Origin of the sequence: Janthinobacterium sp. UMAB-60 (assembly GCF_900095235.1) — a bacterium.
Classification (GTDB): domain Bacteria; phylum Pseudomonadota; class Gammaproteobacteria; order Burkholderiales; family Burkholderiaceae_D; genus Janthinobacterium.
The window spans coordinates 732,685-748,215 of record NZ_LT607482.1; the positions used below are offsets into that span (position 1 = coordinate 732,685).

The 15,531-nt window shown below is 64.5% G+C and carries 8 protein-coding genes, 1 tRNA gene and 1 pseudogene; 6 read left to right on the top strand and 4 right to left on the bottom strand.

Going from position 1 to position 15,531, the window contains the following annotated elements; genetic code table 11:
- Positions 1–121: 121 nt before the first annotated feature.
- The 3 genes from K0F86_RS03325 (at position 122) to K0F86_RS03335 (ending at position 2,484) form a co-directional block, all read left to right on the top strand.
- Positions 122–1,042, top strand: coding sequence for a DMT family transporter (locus K0F86_RS03325; RefSeq protein ID WP_219132902.1), 921 nt, complete (start codon positions 122–124; stop codon positions 1,040–1,042).
- Between the two features lie 29 nt (positions 1,043–1,071).
- Complete coding sequence (locus tag K0F86_RS03330) at positions 1,072–1,461, top strand: methylglyoxal synthase (RefSeq protein ID WP_116745407.1); 390 nt, start codon at positions 1,072–1,074, stop codon at positions 1,459–1,461.
- 93 nt (positions 1,462–1,554) lie between these two features.
- Entirely contained in the window at positions 1,555–2,484 is a 930-nt protein-coding gene (locus K0F86_RS03335) for a quinone oxidoreductase (protein ID WP_257571967.1), read from the top strand.
- A 171-nt stretch (positions 2,485–2,655) separates the two neighbouring features.
- On the opposite strand, the gene K0F86_RS03340 is transcribed toward K0F86_RS03335, so the two are convergent.
- On the bottom strand, positions 2,656–3,285 hold the full coding sequence (locus K0F86_RS03340; protein WP_219132904.1) for a DUF4136 domain-containing protein: 630 nt from the start codon (positions 3,283–3,285) through the stop codon (positions 2,656–2,658).
- Positions 3,286–3,482: 197 nt separating this feature from the next.
- On the opposite strand from K0F86_RS03340, the gene pepN reads away from it, so the two are divergent.
- From pepN to K0F86_RS03355, 3 genes are all read left to right on the top strand, one after another.
- Complete coding sequence (gene pepN, locus K0F86_RS03345) at positions 3,483–6,137, top strand: aminopeptidase N (RefSeq protein WP_219132905.1); 2,655 nt, start codon at positions 3,483–3,485, stop codon at positions 6,135–6,137.
- Between the two features lie 136 nt (positions 6,138–6,273).
- Positions 6,274–7,275 carry a class 1 fructose-bisphosphatase gene (locus K0F86_RS03350; protein WP_010401051.1) on the top strand — a complete coding sequence of 334 codons (1,002 nt, stop codon included), beginning with the start codon at positions 6,274–6,276 and terminating at the stop codon, positions 7,273–7,275.
- 115 nt (positions 7,276–7,390) lie between these two features.
- A tRNA-Thr gene (locus K0F86_RS03355) sits at positions 7,391–7,466 on the top strand.
- Between the two features lie 235 nt (positions 7,467–7,701).
- On the opposite strand, the pseudogene K0F86_RS03360 reads toward K0F86_RS03355, so the two are convergent.
- The 3 genes and pseudogenes from K0F86_RS03360 to K0F86_RS03370 all read right to left on the bottom strand — a co-directional run.
- Positions 7,702–7,873: pseudogene (locus tag K0F86_RS03360) on the bottom strand (IS3 family transposase); the annotation flags it as partial.
- Positions 7,874–7,936: 63 nt separating this feature from the next.
- Entirely contained in the window at positions 7,937–11,197 is a 3,261-nt protein-coding gene (locus K0F86_RS03365) for a hypothetical protein (RefSeq protein ID WP_219132906.1), read from the bottom strand.
- A partial coding sequence (locus K0F86_RS03370) for a cadherin-like beta sandwich domain-containing protein (protein ID WP_219132907.1) occupies positions 11,187–15,531 on the bottom strand: 4,345 nt, incomplete at its 5' end. The genes K0F86_RS03365 and K0F86_RS03370, both read right to left, overlap by 11 nt.

Consider the following 15,531-nt stretch of genomic DNA (forward strand, 5'->3'; position numbering starts at 1 on the left):
TACGTCCTTATTTCTTAAACGTTAACCCCAAAGAAGGCTGGGGTCGGACCCTCAGGGTCCGACCCCGGTATTTGCCGTTGGGGTTATCAGCTTGCTTTCGCTTTTGCCTTACAATCTGGGCATGAGCTCCAGTTCCCCGCAAGCAACCCCTCCATCTATTCCCCGTTCCGTCTACCTCGGTGGCCTGGCCATCGCCGTGGGCGGAGCGGTGCTGTTTTCCACCAAGGCCATCGTCGCCAAGCTGCTGTACCGCTACCAGATCGACGCCGTCACCCTGATCGCCTTCAGGATGATCTTTTCGCTGCCCGTGTTCGCCGTCATCGCCTGGTGGAAGATGCGCACGGAGCCGCCGTTATCAAACAGCGACCGCTGGCGCCTGGTCGGGCTGGGCCTCGTCGGCTACTACCTGTCCAGCTATCTGGACTTCCTGGGCCTGCAATACATTTCCGTGGGCCTGGAGCGGCTGATCCTGTTCCTCACGCCCACTTTCGTGCTGCTGATTACCACCGTGTACTTCAAGCAGCGCATCAGCCGTCTGCAATGGATGGCCTTGCTCACTTCGTATTGCGGCATCGTGCTGGTGTTCGTGCACGACTTGCAGGGCGGCGCCAGCAATGTGGCGCTGGGCTCTACCCTGGTGCTGGGCTCGGCCTGTTCGTATGCCGTGTATCTGCTCGGTTCCGGTGAGCTGGTGAAACGCATCGGCTCCATGCGCCTGGTCAGCTACGCGATGTGCGTGGCCAGCGTTGCCTGCATCGCCCAATTCTTCATCCTGCGCCCCGTCGAGCTGCTGATCCAGCCCATGCCCGTGTATGGCCTGTCTTTGCTGAACGGCATCTTTTGCACGGTGATGCCCGTCTTCATGACGATGATCGCCGTCGAGCGCATCGGCGCGCCCGTCGCCTCGCAGGCGGGTATGATCGGCCCCGTGTCGACCCTGTTCCTGGGCGCCATGATCCTCGATGAGCCGATCACCAACTGGCAACTGGCTGGCACCAGCCTGGTATTGGCCGGTATTTACTTGCTGTCGAAAAAGAAATAATTCCTCCACCCACTGAAAATGTTCCCAACATGAAAACACGCATCGCCCTGATTGCCCACGACAAGAAAAAAGATGACATGATTACCCTGGCGGGCGAATACCTGGACTTTTTGAAGGGTTGCGAACTGTCGGCCACGGGCACCACGGGTGGCCGCCTGATCAACGAGCTGGGCTTGCAAGTGGAGCGCAAGCATTCGGGCCCGTTTGGCGGCGACTTGCAGATCGGCTCGCTGTTGGTGGAGGGCATGATCGATTGCGTGATCTTCCTGCGCGACCCGATGACGCCGCAGCCGCACGAGCCCGACATCAATGCCCTGGTGCGCGCCTGCGACGTGCATAACGTGGCGTGCGCAACGAACCTGTCGTCGGCGCACCTGGTGCTGTCGCAGCTGCAGGCGCGGGCCGTTGCTGCCGCCTGACGTTTTTCCCGATTCTTCTTCAAGGAGCATATTGTGAGCGCAACGATTACCACCAAAGCCATCCGCGTACAGCGCGTGGGCGGCCCGGAAGTGATGGAATACGTGGATGTGGAACTGCCGCCGCCCGGTCCCGGCGAAGCGCGCGTGAAACACGAGGCCATCGGCCTCAATTTCATCGACGTGTATTTCCGCTCGGGCCTGTATCCGCAGCCGCTGCCCAATGGCCTCGGTGTCGAGGGTGCCGGCATCGTCGAGGCGGTGGGCGAGGGCGTCACGGAAGTGAAGGTTGGCGACCGGGTGGCCTACGCGGCGCGCATCAATGGCGCGTATGCGCAGCAGCGCAACTTGCCGGCGGCCCTGCTGCTGGTGCTGCCCGAGCGCATCGGTTTCGATACGGCCGCCGCCATGATGCTGCAAGGCTTGACGGTGCAATACCTGTTCCACCGCACGGTGGCGCTGAAGGCGGGCGACACCATCCTGTTCCACGCGGCCGCGGGCGGCGTGGGACTGATCGCTTGCCAGTGGGCGAAGGTGCTGGGCGTAAACCTGATCGGCACGGCTGGTTCCGATGAAAAGGCGGCGCTGGCCAAGGCGCATGGCGCGGCCCACGTCATCAACTACAACACGGAAAACTTCGTCGAGCGCGTGAAGGAAATCACGGGCGGCAAGGGCGTCTCCGTGGTCTACGATTCCATCGGCAAGGATACGTTTACGGGCTCGCTCGACTGCCTGGCGCCGCTGGGCATGATGGTCAGCTTCGGCAACGCCTCCGGCCCCGTGCCGGCGTTCACGTTATCTGAACTGGCGTCGCGCGGTTCGCTCTTCATCACGCGTCCCGCCTTGTTCAGCTATGCCTCGAACCGCGCGAACCTGGAAGAGATGGCTGCCTCGCTGTTCGGCGTCGTCAGCAGCGGCGAAGTCAAAATCGAGATCAACCAGCGCTACAATCTGGCGCATATCGCCCAGGCGCACACGGACCTGGAAGGGCGCAAGACCACCGGCTCGACCATCATCGTGCCATGAGCGGCGGCAGTGACGGCACGCCGAAGTTCGGCCGCCTGCTGATCGTGCTGGTGTTGGCCGTGGCCCTGATCGGCGCGCTCACTTTTGCCGCCGAGGCGTATTATTCGTAGACGTAAAAAAAACCGGCTTGCGCATTGCTGCGCCAGCCGGTTTTTTTACATTGCAACGTCATTACTCGATTTTGACTTCGACTTTCCGGGGTACGCCGCTCTGCCCGGGGAAGTCGGCAAAGGCACTGGCCACCATGGCCGGCATCACTTGCGACGTGGCGCGCTTGTTGCTGGTCGATTGCACGGTCACGTCGTACAGTTTCTTGCCGTTGCGGTCATTGATCGTCACGCGCAGTTCGCGTTCGTATTTATGGCGCACGCTTTCTTCGACATCCATCGGACCATACCAGTAAGGGTTGTAGCCGAAGCGGCCATAGCCTGGCCATGCGCCGTAGCGATAGCCGTAGCGGCCAGGCCAGTAGCCGGGGCCATACCAGAATGGGTCGGTGGCTTGCAGCACGCGCTCAGGATAGTCGACGGTGGAAAAATGCATCGCCACGCGCAAATTGGCTGCCGCTGGGCCGGAAGCTTCGCCGAAGCCGTGCTTGGCCAGTTCCGCGCGCACCAGGTTCTGGTAGCTGCGGTATTCCAGCGTGTCGTTTTCCGCCGCTGGCGCTTCAAACGCATACGATTTGTCCTGCAATTGCGCAGGCCACTCGTGGAAGACGGTCACATCGCTGCGTATGGTGGTGGCGCATCCGGTCAGCAACACGGTCAATGCGGCCATCATGATGGTGAGATAACGTTTCATTGCATGACCTCCTGATAGTAGACACAATTCATCGCTTAGTATTATAAGAATAGTTCTATTTGTTTCCATGCATTATTACAGAATGTTACCTGGTATGTCGGCGTGTAAGGGAATCCAACATTCCTGAGCTGAATCGCGACTATCGGGGGGCTGGTGTTGGTAAAATAGGCTTTTGCCTCCGCTCCCACCCATTCCCTATGCGCACAGACAGCCCTCAGACGATTTACCGCAAAGATTACACGCCGCCCAGCTTCCTGGTCGACAGCGTCGAACTTGGTTTCGATCTTGATCCCGCCCGCACAGTGGTGGCGAGCCGGATCCACATGCGCCATAACCCCGCCAGTACCAGTCGCAGTATCGAATTGCACGGCGAACACATCGACCTGGTGATGGTGCGCCTGAATGGCAAGGAACTAAAACCGTCGCAGTACAAGCTGACGGCCGGCATGCTGACCATTCCCAAGGCGCCGGACGAGGTGCTGCTCGAGATCGAGACCGTGCTGGCGCCGCAAGACAATACCTCGCTGTCCGGCCTGTATGTGTCGAACTATAACTTCTTCACGCAGTGCGAAGCGGAAGGTTTCCGCCGCATCACCTTCTTCCCGGACCGCCCGGACGTGATGGCCAGGTACACCGTCATGCTGCGCGCCGACAAGGACAAGTATCCGGTGCTGCTATCGAACGGCAACCTGATCGAGGAGGGCGACCTCGGTGACGGACGCCATTACGCCAAGTGGGAAGATCCGTTCAAGAAGCCGTCCTACCTGTTCGCCCTGGTGGCGGCGCGCCTGGTGTGTCAGGAAGAGCGCTACACCTTGAAATCCGGCCGCGAAGTGCTGCTGCAGGTATGGGTGGAAGAGGGCAACCTGGATAAAACCGACTACGCCATGCAGTCGTTGAAAAACTCGATCCGCTGGGACGAGGAGCGCTTCGGCCTGGAACTGGACCTGGACCGCTTCATGATCGTCGCCGTGGGCGATTTTAATATGGGCGCGATGGAAAACAAGGGTTTGAACATCTTCAATACCAAGTACGTGCTGGCTAATTCACGCGTGGCGACCGACGTCGATTACGCGGGTATCGAAGCGGTGGTGGGCCACGAGTACTTCCATAACTGGACCGGCAACCGCGTGACCTGCCGCGACTGGTTCCAGCTGTCGCTGAAGGAAGGCCTCACGGTGTTCCGCGACCAGGAATTTTCGGCCGACATGATCGGCACGGACACGGGCCGCGCCGTCACGCGCATCGACCAGGTGCGCACCCTGCGCCAGGCGCAGTTCCCCGAAGACGCCGGCCCGATGGCGCATCCCGTGCGTCCCGATTCCTTCGTCGAGATCAATAACTTTTATACGGTCACCATCTACGAAAAAGGCGCCGAAGTGGTGCGCATGTATCAGACCCTGGTGGGCCGCGACGGTTTCCGCAAGGGCATGGACCTGTATTTTGAACGCCACGATGGCCAGGCCGTGCAGTGCGACGACTTCCGCGCCGCCATGGCGGACGCGAATGGCCGCGACTTTACCCAGTTCGAGCGCTGGTACAGCCAGGCCGGCACGCCCGTCGTCACCGCTTCCACGCGCTATGACGCCGCCAGCGGGACGTTTGAACTGACGCTGGCGCAAAGCTGCCCGGCCACGCCGGACCAGCCGAAAAAACTGCCATTCCACATTCCCGTCACCGTCGGCTTGCTGGCTGCCGATGGCAGCGACCTGCCGCTGCACGTCGATGGCGTGGCGTCGAACGGCGCCACCAGCGTCGTGCTGGAATTGACGCAAGCGTCGCAAACCTTCCGCTTCACCCAGGTGCCAGAGGTGCCCGTGCCATCGCTGCTGCGCGATTTTTCCGCACCCGTGGTGCTGGAGTACGACTATGCCGATGCGCAGCTGCTGCACCTGTTCCGCCATGACAGCGATCCCGTCAACCGCTGGGAAGCGGGCCAGCGCCTGGCCATGGAACGCTTGCTGAAACTCACCGGCGCCGTCGCCGCCGGAGCGACCCTGGCGCTGGACGAGACCTTCATCGCCGCGCAGCGCGCCTTGCTGGCCGATGAAACGCTCGATCCTGCCTTCCGCGAGCTGGCGCTGATCCTGCCATCGGAAACCATCATCGCCGAGCGCATGGCGCAAGTCGACCCGCAAGCGATCCACGCGGCGCGCCAGTTCATGCGCGCGACCATCGCGGCAGCCTTGAAGCCCGAATTGCTGGCGCAGTACCACGCCAACCAGACGCCGGGCGAGTACAGCCCTGACGCCCTGTCGGCCGGCAAGCGGGCGTTGAAAAACCTGGCCCTGTCGTATCTGTTGATCGCGCCCGGGGCGGCGGAGCTGGACCTGGCGCGGCTGCAGTTCGACAATGCCGGCAACATGACCGACCGCGCCGCGGCGCTGGCGGCACTGATTCATTCCGGCTCGCAGCCGCATGCGCAGGCGGCGTTGACCAGCTTCTATACCGATTTCGAGAACGAAGCGCTGGTGATCGACAAGTGGTTCGCCATGCAGGCGGCCGCGCCAACGACCGATGTGCAAGCCGTGCGCCAGTTGATGACGCACCCGGCCTTCACCTTGAAAAATCCGAACCGCGCGCGCAGCCTGATCTTCAATTTCACCAATGGCAATCCATCGCAGTTCCATGCGTTTGATGGCAGCGGCTACGCTTTCTGGGCCGAGCAAGTCATCGCGCTCGACGCCCTGAACCCGCAAGTGGCCGCCCGCCTGGCGCGCTCGATGGACCGCTGGCGCCGTTACGTGCCCGCACTGCAAAACCACATGCGCACGGCGCTGGAGCAGGTCGCCGGCCAGGCCAGCCTGTCGAATGACGTGATGGAAGTGGTCAGCAAGGCGCTGGCCAACTGAATGCATGTCGGATTACGCCCTGCGGGCTAATCCGACCTACACGGTGTCATGATTTCGTAGATCGGCTTGGCGCCAACGGCGCGTAAGCCGACAATCACCGCACGAGACGTATTTAAAACACTAACTAAGGGGTTTCATGAAACGCATCAGTCTTACGCAATACCTGGTTGAAGAGCAGCGCTCGAACAACAGCATTCCGGCCGAACTGCGCCTGCTGATCGAAGTTGTCGCGCGCGCTTGTAAAACCATCAGCCACGCCGTCGGCAAGGGTGCCCTCGGTGAAGTGCTGGGCACGGCCGACACGGAAAACGTGCAGGGCGAAGTACAGAAAAAACTCGACATCATCTCCAACGAGATCCTGCTCGAAGCGAACGAGTGGGGCGGCCATCTGGCGGCCATGGCGTCGGAAGAAATGGAATCGATCCACCCGATCCCGAACCGCTATCCGAAGGGCGAATACATGCTGCTGTTCGACCCACTCGATGGCTCGTCGAACATCGATGTCAACGTCTCGATCGGCACCATTTTCTCGGTACTGAAGGCGCCGGAGGGCATGGGGCAGCCGACCGAGCAGGACTTCATGCAGGCGGGCACCAAGCAGGTCGCCGCCGGCTACGCCGTGTACGGTCCGCAAACCATGCTGGTGCTGACCTTTGGCAATGGCGTGAACTGCTTTACCCTGGACCGTGAAATGGGTTCGTGGGTCCTCACGCAAAGCAATATGCAGATTCCGCCGACGACGAAGGAATTCGCCATCAACATGTCGAACGCGCGCCACTGGCATCCGCCCGTGAAGCGCTATGTCGACGAACTGCTGGCCGGCGACACGGGCCCGCGCGGCACCAACTTCAACATGCGCTGGATCGCCTCGATGGTGGCCGACGTGCACCGCATCCTGAACCGCGGCGGCATCTTCATGTACCCGGCCGACCTGCGCGACACCTCGATGCCGGGCAAGCTGCGCCTGATGTACGAAGCGAATCCGATGGCCTTCATCGTCGAACAGGCCGGCGGCGCCGCCACCGACGGCCAGCAGCGCATCATGGACATCGCCCCGCACAAGCTGCACCAGCGCGTGCCCGTGTTCCTCGGCTCGAAAGACGAAGTGGCCCGCGTCACGGCCTACCACGCGGAATAAAAGCCGCACTTTTCCGCGATTTTCAGCGGCCCGCAGCCGGGCCGCGAAAAAAATGCAAAAAAGTTCGCGTTGACACTAGCAAATTTTGTGCATTGTTTGTAGAATGTGGGTCTTCGCCGTTGTAGCTCAGTTGGTAGAGCAGCACATTCGTAATGTGAAGGTCGCCAGTTCGATTCCGGCCAACGGCACCAAGTATTCGCAGTAAATCAAAGGGTTACAAGCTTCGGCTTGTAGCCCTTTGTCATTTCAGGCTGGTACTTCGCTTGCATGCAGGGCCTGTGCAGGATTTGCGTGGAGGGGGATTCAGTCGCATAGCCGCGACGTTCGCGGAAAAGAGGCGGCCTTCCATTGCGTGCGCGTCCTGTACCTGCAGGAATTCTGCCCGCCCGGCACCAAGCGTAACCCCGTGTACGTGTACGTGTGCGTATACGTTACGTCCGTGCCCCATACCTGATTCGGCCGCGCCACGGGTACGCCCTCGCAGAAGGTATGGATAGACCTTGCGCTCAGGATGCGCCTTGCTCATGTTCGGCCCAGGCGCCATTCCCGCCAGCCCCATGCTACGCATCAATCGCTGCACGCACTGGCGGTTGATCATGGCCATTTCTGGTATTGCATGGGGCGCCTGGAAGGCGACAAAGCAGGGATGGGGAAACGTTGATTACATCCCCCCGCCCGATTTAAACGTCTTCTCGTCGAACTTGAAGCGCAGCCGCACGAACGTGCCGTGCGCCGTGTAATCGGAGCCCGCCAGGTCCTTGTCGGTGAAGCCGGACAGGTTATGCCCGACCGACAGGTACAGATTGCGCGCCAGTTGGTAACCCACCTCGGCGCCGTAGGCGTACTGGCGGCTCTTGCCCTGCGGGCTGTACAGCACCGACGCCAGCACCCCCACGTCCCATTTTGGCGCCACGTCCAGTACCGCGCGCCCGCCCAGCAGCCAAGCGCTGTACTTTTGCTCGCCGGCGGGCAGGGTATGGTCGGTATTGAGCTTGCCCGCCAGGCGCGACGTGATCCACCACGGCCGGCTCGGGTGGTAGTCGACATGGGTCGAGACGATGTGGGCGCGGTAATCCTCGCCGTCGGGCCGCGCATGGTCGCGCACCGTCTTGTATTCGTAGCGCGCCAGCGCGTTGACGTCGTTGCGCTCGCGCGGGCGCCAGGCAAATCCCAGTTGCGCCCGGTCTTGCAAGGTATTCCCCAACGGCGCGCCGAGGGCGTCGGCGCGGTTGCGCTGGTAGAGCAGGTAATTGCGCGCCAGCAGCGTCCAGTCGTCGCTGATCTTGCGCGCCAGCGACAGCGTATTCAGCCATTGGTCCTGGCCCTGGTCGGCGGTCTGGTCGGCGCGGTCGAACAGCTTGCGGTATTCAAGCTTGGCGGAGGCACTCCACAGCGGATCGATGCGGTAATCGATGGCGCCGCTCAGGGCCGCCGCCTCCTGCGCACTGCCGTTGACTACCTTGACGTATTCGGCGCCGGTGCTGACGTTCACGCCGGGGCGCAATTGCCAGCTATTGCGCAGGCCGGAAGCCAGTTGTGCGTTGCGCCCGTCATCCAAGCCCAGGCCGGCGCCATCGCCGGCATTATCGCGTAGCCGGTATTCGCTGAACACGGTGCCGCCTGCCATGTACGAAGTGTCGATCCCGGCCACCACGCTGGTGCCGCGCTCGGCCGGGTTGATCGAGTACGACGACGCCAGCCCGCTCTGGGTTTCGGCGCGCGCGTACAGGCGGCCGTTCGACTCGGTCGCGTATTGCACGCCGACGCCGTAGCGGTGCTGCCGTTCGCCGTCGACGCTGTGCTCGGCGTCGGCGCTGACGGTCAGCTTGTCGCTGGCCTTGAATTGCACGCCGACCCGCGCGGTGGTGGCATCGACGCCGCTGTAGGGCGCGCGCGCCGCGCCGCCCTGGGTGGCCTGGGTGTTCAGGGGCATGCCGCTCAGGGTATCGAGTCCCGCCCCGTCCAGACTGCCGAAGAAACCGCCGCTTGGGGTTTGCGCGCCACCCGGCGGCGCCGTGTTGGGTGCGATGCCGGCGTTGGGCGTCAGCTGGCCGTGTTCCTGCACATGGCGCAGCGAGAGGTCGAGGTTCAGGCGATCGCTCAGCGCGTACAGCACGCCCGCGCGCTGGCCCTGGCGGGCTGCGTCGGCGTAGTCGTTATCGCTGCGCACCGCTTCCGCATATAGGCGGGTGCGCCCGTCCATGCGCCACTTGGCGCTGGCGCCGGCGTCGCTTTGTCCGGCGCCCAGGCCGGCCGCCGTATTGTTGAAGTAGCGCCCGGCCTGGTGCCACCAGGCGCGCGCTTCCAGCCGCTCGTCCTGGTGGCGCAGTTCGATGCGGCCGGCGTTGCCGTCGCGCTCGTCCATTTGCTCGCCGGCCTGGCGGGTCGGGGTAGCCGACACGCTCTGGCCTACCGTATAAGTGGTCGAATTGCTGCGCGCCACTTCGGCCACCAGTTCGGTGCCCGCGCCCAGGCGGATCTGTCCGGCCACGCTTTGCAGCTGGTAGGGCGAGTCGGGATTACGGTCCTCGACGATGGAGGCGCCTACTTTGACGTTCCCGCCCAGCGCCACGTTGGCATCGGCGCCGGCCACCCAGAATTTTTCGCCGCCTTGGTCCACCTCGTACGTGATGCGGATCGATTGCGGGTCACCGTCCGGCGTCAGGGTGGCGATGGCCTGGTTGAACAGGATGCGCCCGCTGAACGGTTCGAAGCTATAGTCGACATAGCGCTGCAGCGCCACCACTTGCTTGACCAGGTTGGCCTGGTTCTTGTCGCGCACCAGCAGTTCGACCTTGTCCGAATTCTGGATCGCGCTGTTGCTGCGCACTGCGAACGGGCCGGAGGTGCCGTTGGCCTGGTACTCCTCGGTCACTTGCCTGAGGCTGTCGTGGATGGCGAAGGCGTTGCCGCTGATTGCGCCTTCTTCGTAATGAGCGCGCAATCCGGTGGCCGTGCGGTTGTACTGGCCCAGCTTGTGCAGGGAAGCGTCGCTGCCGGCGCCGCCGCCCGCCAATTGGCTGAATTCGGCGCCGGTGGCGAAGTCGCCGTACAGCAGGTAGTTCTTGCGCTGGTCCAGGCGCAGGTACAGGCGCTCGGCGGAACGCGCGTCGAAGGCGGTCACCGCCTCGTCGCCGTAGACGGGATAGAAACGGTTCGGATCGAGGTCGCGCAGCAGGCGAGTATTGTTCGCCTTTTCGGAATCATAGGCGGCCGTCACGGTACTGTCGGCGCCGACGTTGCCCTTCATGAAGAAGGCCAGGCGCGCCGCGACATCGTCCTTGCCGCCATTGAACTGGCGGCTCCAGTGGGTCAGTGATTGTTCGAAGCCATCGTTGAAGCGCTGCGGGCTGCCCGACGAACCCTGGCGGTGGCCGATCACGCCTTCGGCCACGCCGGCGACGAACAAGGGACGGCGTTCGGCCACGAAGCTGAGCTGGCCCTGAGCTTGCAGCGCACCGCTGGCGACCGACAAGGTCACGTCTTGGGCGTGCGGCGGCGCGACCACGATGAAGCGGGCGATCCCGTCCTCGACTTGGATGCGGGTACCGCGCAGCAGGCGGTCGACCGGCGCGCCCAGGCGCAGCTCGGGGGCCGCGCGGGGATCGACGATGCGTCCGCCATTGCTGTCGGCGCTGATCCAGGTGGTGCCGCGCAGCGGCTGGCCATTGGCGTCGAGCAGGTGCACCGTGACGCCGACCTGGGAACGGCCGTCGCCGGGCAGCATGTTGGTGTCGGTCTCGACCACGATGTCGGCCAGTGCCGGATCGCTGCGTACGGTTATCTGGCCGGGCCGGGCCGGTGCCGCCTGTGGTGCCATCGTCTGGGCCTGCAGCGGATAGGCGGCCGCAATCGCCAGCACGCCCATCAGCAGGCGGGCGCGCGGACCCGTGGGCAGGGAAAGCAGGGATTTATTGCGCATGTTGTTCCCCTTGTGCCGGCTCTGCCACTGGCGGCTTGGCTGCGCTATTGCTGTTCACCTTGTTTTTCACCTTGCTTGAGAATGTGACGCCGGGACCGCCAACGGTCGGCGGGGCTTGCCCCGATTGGGGCGAGCGGGGTAGCCTGATGCGTTCGAGCACGGGCGCGGCGCACGAGGTTTCGGCGAAGTCCGCGCGAATCAGCTCGCCATTGCGCACGTCCAGCAGCAGGCTGTCCGGATCGCTCAGGTTGCGGTTGCTGGTTTCGCCCAGCACGCTGCCGGCCGGCAGGGTGACGGGGTCGACCTTGATCACGTGCGTGGTCGGGCTCAGGCCGCAGTAACTGTACTTGCCGTCGGCGTCGGTGGTGATATTGGTGCCGTCCTCGAGGTACAGGCGCACCGCCGGGATGCCCGCTTCGCCAGCGTCCTGCACGCCGTTGCGGTTGCAATCGGTGAAGACCTTGCCGGCCACGCAGGCCTCGTTGGTAAACACGCCGCCGCTGACCTGCACCTTGAAGCTCGCTTCATTGGAGGTGGTGGCGCCGGCGCGCGGCGCCAGCGTGGTCGCATCGAGGCAGCCGTCGGCGCTGTTGCAGACATATGCGCGGGCGCGGTTGACGCCGTCGCCCTGCATGCTGCCGACGCCGACCCGCACGCGGTAGCTCAGCACCAGTTCGCGGCCGGCCGTCGCGCCGCCCAATCGGAAGCCGAGTACAGCGCCCGGCCCCACCACCGGATCGGCGGTGCGCACGCCGTTCAGCGTGACGCTGCCCGGAATGAAGCGGAAGCCGGGCGGCAGCTCGTCGCGCACGCTGGCCTGACGGATGGTGGAAGCGGCGCTTTGGCGCAGCACGATGGTATAGCGTACCGTGTCGCCCAGTTCGACGCTCTGGCGGTCGCCGATCTTGCTCAGCGACAGGCCCGCGGCCACGGCCGCGTCCAGCGGAATGTGGTCGTTCAAGATCGGCGCCGACACGCCGTTGGTGATGTACAGCTTTAGATAGTACTGGGTGCTGGCGGAGCCGCCCTGCACCAGGCCAGCGCAGGCGGCCGGATTATGGCGCGCCACGCCGATGCCCGGAGCCACATCGCTGGACTGGATAAACGCCGGATCGGGCACCGCGCCCACGTTCAGCGTGCCGGCGCAGGGGGGCAGCAGGGCCGAGACGGTGCTGTAGCCGGTTGGCGCCGTGAGCACGGCCAGTGTGTAGACGCCACTCGGAAAACCATTCTGCAGCAGGTACTGGTACGCACCGTCGGTGCCGGTCAGCTGGTTCTGGATGGCCGCACCGCCGACCAGGTGGGTGGCAGGATCGAAGCCGGGCGGCCCGTCGATGGTGACCATGACGCCGGCCAGCGGCTGGCGCGAGACGGAGTCATACACGATGCCGGCCGGGTCGAGCGGCAGGTTTTGCTGGCTGATCTCGTCGCTGGCCGACAGGCTCAGGTTGCGAATCGCGCGCGGCGACTCCAGGCCGGCCTCGCCGCCCGAATCCGGCTTGCCGCCCAGGTTGCTGCCGGATTTGTTGAACCGGATGGTAAAGCCGCTGCCGGTAGGCAAGCCGCTCTGTTCGTAGCCGGGGCATACCAGATTGTTGAATTGATACTGGCCCTGCGCATCGCTGCTCACAGCGCATATTTGCTTGTCGTTTTGCGACAAGGTCACATTCCAGCCGGCCACCAGCGCGCCGCCGCTGTGTCCCGGCGTCGGTTTGCTGCTCAGTTGCACCGCGCCGCTGACGATCGGCAGCTTGATGCCGTTGGCGGCGCGCTTGCGCAGGCCGAACAGATAGCCGTCCAGCTTGCCGCCCGAAGCGGCCAGCTTGGCGCCATCGACGTCGATCGCGCTAATGCTGGTCTGAAAAGGCAGGGTGCCGAAGCCGCTGTCGTTGACCTTGCCGCCCGCCGCGCCGGCGCGTTCGCGTCCGTCGGTGTACTGGGCGCCGTCGAGGTCGGCGACGTTGCGGCTGAGCGAATAACTGCCTGCGGCGATGGCGGGGAAGCTGAAGCTGCCGTCGGCGCCGCTGGTGGCCACGCCGGTGGCGCTGCCGGACAGAGTGATGCGTACGCCCGACAGGGGCGTTTCGCCCACATCCTTGATGCCGTTGTCGTTGGTATCGACATACACGAAGCCTTGCAGGGTGCCGCTGGCCTGTTCGCCGAACAAGTAACCGCTGCCGGCCTGGCCAGGGGCGATCACGATGTTGCTGATCTGGTTGTGCGCGGCGCTGTCATCGAAGCCGCTGTTGTCGACGGTGCCGCCGAGGTTGCCGGCCGTTTCCTTGCCGTCGCGCTTGGCGGCTGGCTGCAGTTCGGTCAGGGTGTAAGTGCCGCCCTTGATGGTGTTGAAAGCGAAGCCGCCGTCGGCGCCGGTCACGGTGCTCAGGGCCACCGTCGCGCCGTCGAGGTCGGTGCCGTCCAGCTTGACGGTGACCCCGGCCAGGCCGGTTTCGCCGCTGTCGCGTACGCCGTCGTGGTTGTTGTCGGTGTAGACCAGGCCGGCCAGGGAGGCCGTGGCCGGCGCCGCGCGGGTGACCTTGACGGTGGTGGTAACGGCGGTGCCGTTCTGCGCCGTGACCACGATGGTGACGGTGTTGCCGCCCACGGCCAGCGCGACCGGCGCCGAGGCGCTGGCGCTGGCGACGGGCGCGCCGTTGACGGTGACCGTGGCGGTGCTGTCGGCCACGGTCGGGGTCAGGCTCAGCGCGGTGGCGCTGTTCGGCAGGTCGATCGCATAGGCCGTGGTGGCGCTGGCGAACGTCGGGCTCAGGCTGCCGACCGAGGGGGCCAGGGCGTTCAGGGCCGCGTTGGCCGAGGCCGCGCGCGTCACGGCGATCGTGTAGGTCTTCACAGCGCCGTTGGGGGCGTTGACCTGGACCGTGAGCGTGTTCGCGCCCACGACCAAGGGGATCGCCGGCGACGCGCCACCGCTGGAGGTAGCCACGCCGTTGACGGTGACGGTCGCGGTTGGATCGGCCATGGTCGGAGTGACGGTGAGCGAGGTGGTGGCGTTGGGCACGCTGGCCGTGTAGCTGGTGGTGCCGGCGGCGAAGGCCGGACTCAGGCTGCCGCTCGACAGCGCCAGCGCGGACAGGTTGTTGTTGGTCGAGACCGCGCGCGTCACGGTGACCGTATAGGTCTTGGTGGTGCTGTTCTGCGCGGTGACCACGATCGTGACGGTGTTGGCGCCCGTGTTCAGGGAGATCGTGCCGGAGGCGTTGCCGCTGCTGGTGGCCACGCCGTTGACGGTGACGCTGGCGGTGGCATCAAACACGGTCGGCGTAACGGTGAGCGAGGCGGTGGCGTTGCTCACGCTGGCCGTGTAGCTGGTGGTGCCGGCGGCGAAGGCCGGACTCAGGCTGCCGCTCGAGAGCGCCAGTGCGGACAGATTGTTGTTGGCCGAGACCGCGCGCGTCACGGTGACTGTGTAGGTCTTGGTGGTGCTGTTTTGCGCGGTGACCACGATCGTGACGGTGTTGGCGCCCGTGTTCAGGGCGATTGCACCCGAGGCGTTGCCGCTGGCCACGGCCACGCCGTTGACGGTGATGCTGGCGGTGGCGTCGGCTACGGTCGGCGTGACGGTGAGCGAGGTGGTGGCGTTGCTTACGCTGGCGGTGTAGCTGGTAGTGCCGGCGGCGAACGCGGGGCTCAGACTGCCGCTGGACAGGCCGAGGACAGCCAAGTTGGCATTGCTCGAGGCGGCACGGGTCACGGTCACGGTATAGGACTTGGTGGTGGTGCCGTCCTGGGCCGTGACGACGGTGGTGACGCTGTTGGCGCCCACGTTCAGGGCGATTGCGCCCGAGGCCGTACCGCTGGTGACCGTGACGCCGTTGACGGTGACGGAGGCGCTGGCGTCGGCCACGGTCGGAGTGACGGTGAGCGAGGTGGTGGCGTTGCTTACGCTGGCCGTGTAGCTGGTGGTGCCGGCGGCGAAGGCCGGACTCAGGGTGCCGCTCGACAGCGCCAGCGCGGACAGGTTGTTGTTGGTCGAGACCGCGCGCGTCACGGTGACCGTATAGGTCTTGGTGGTGCTGTTCTGCGCGGTGACCACGATCGTGACGGTGTTGGCGCCCGTGTTCAGGGCGATTGCACCCGAGGCGTTGCCGCTGGTGGTGGCCACGCCGTTGACGGTGACGCTGGCGGTGGCATCAAACACGGTCGGCGTAACGGTGAACGAGGTGGTGGCGTTGCTCACGCTGGCGGTGTAGCTGGTGGTGCCGGCGGCGAAGGCCGGGCTGAGGGTGCCGCTCGAGAGCGCCAGTGCGGACAGATTGTTGTTGGTCGAGACCGCGCGCGTCACGGTGACCGTATAGGTCTTGGTGGTGCTGTTC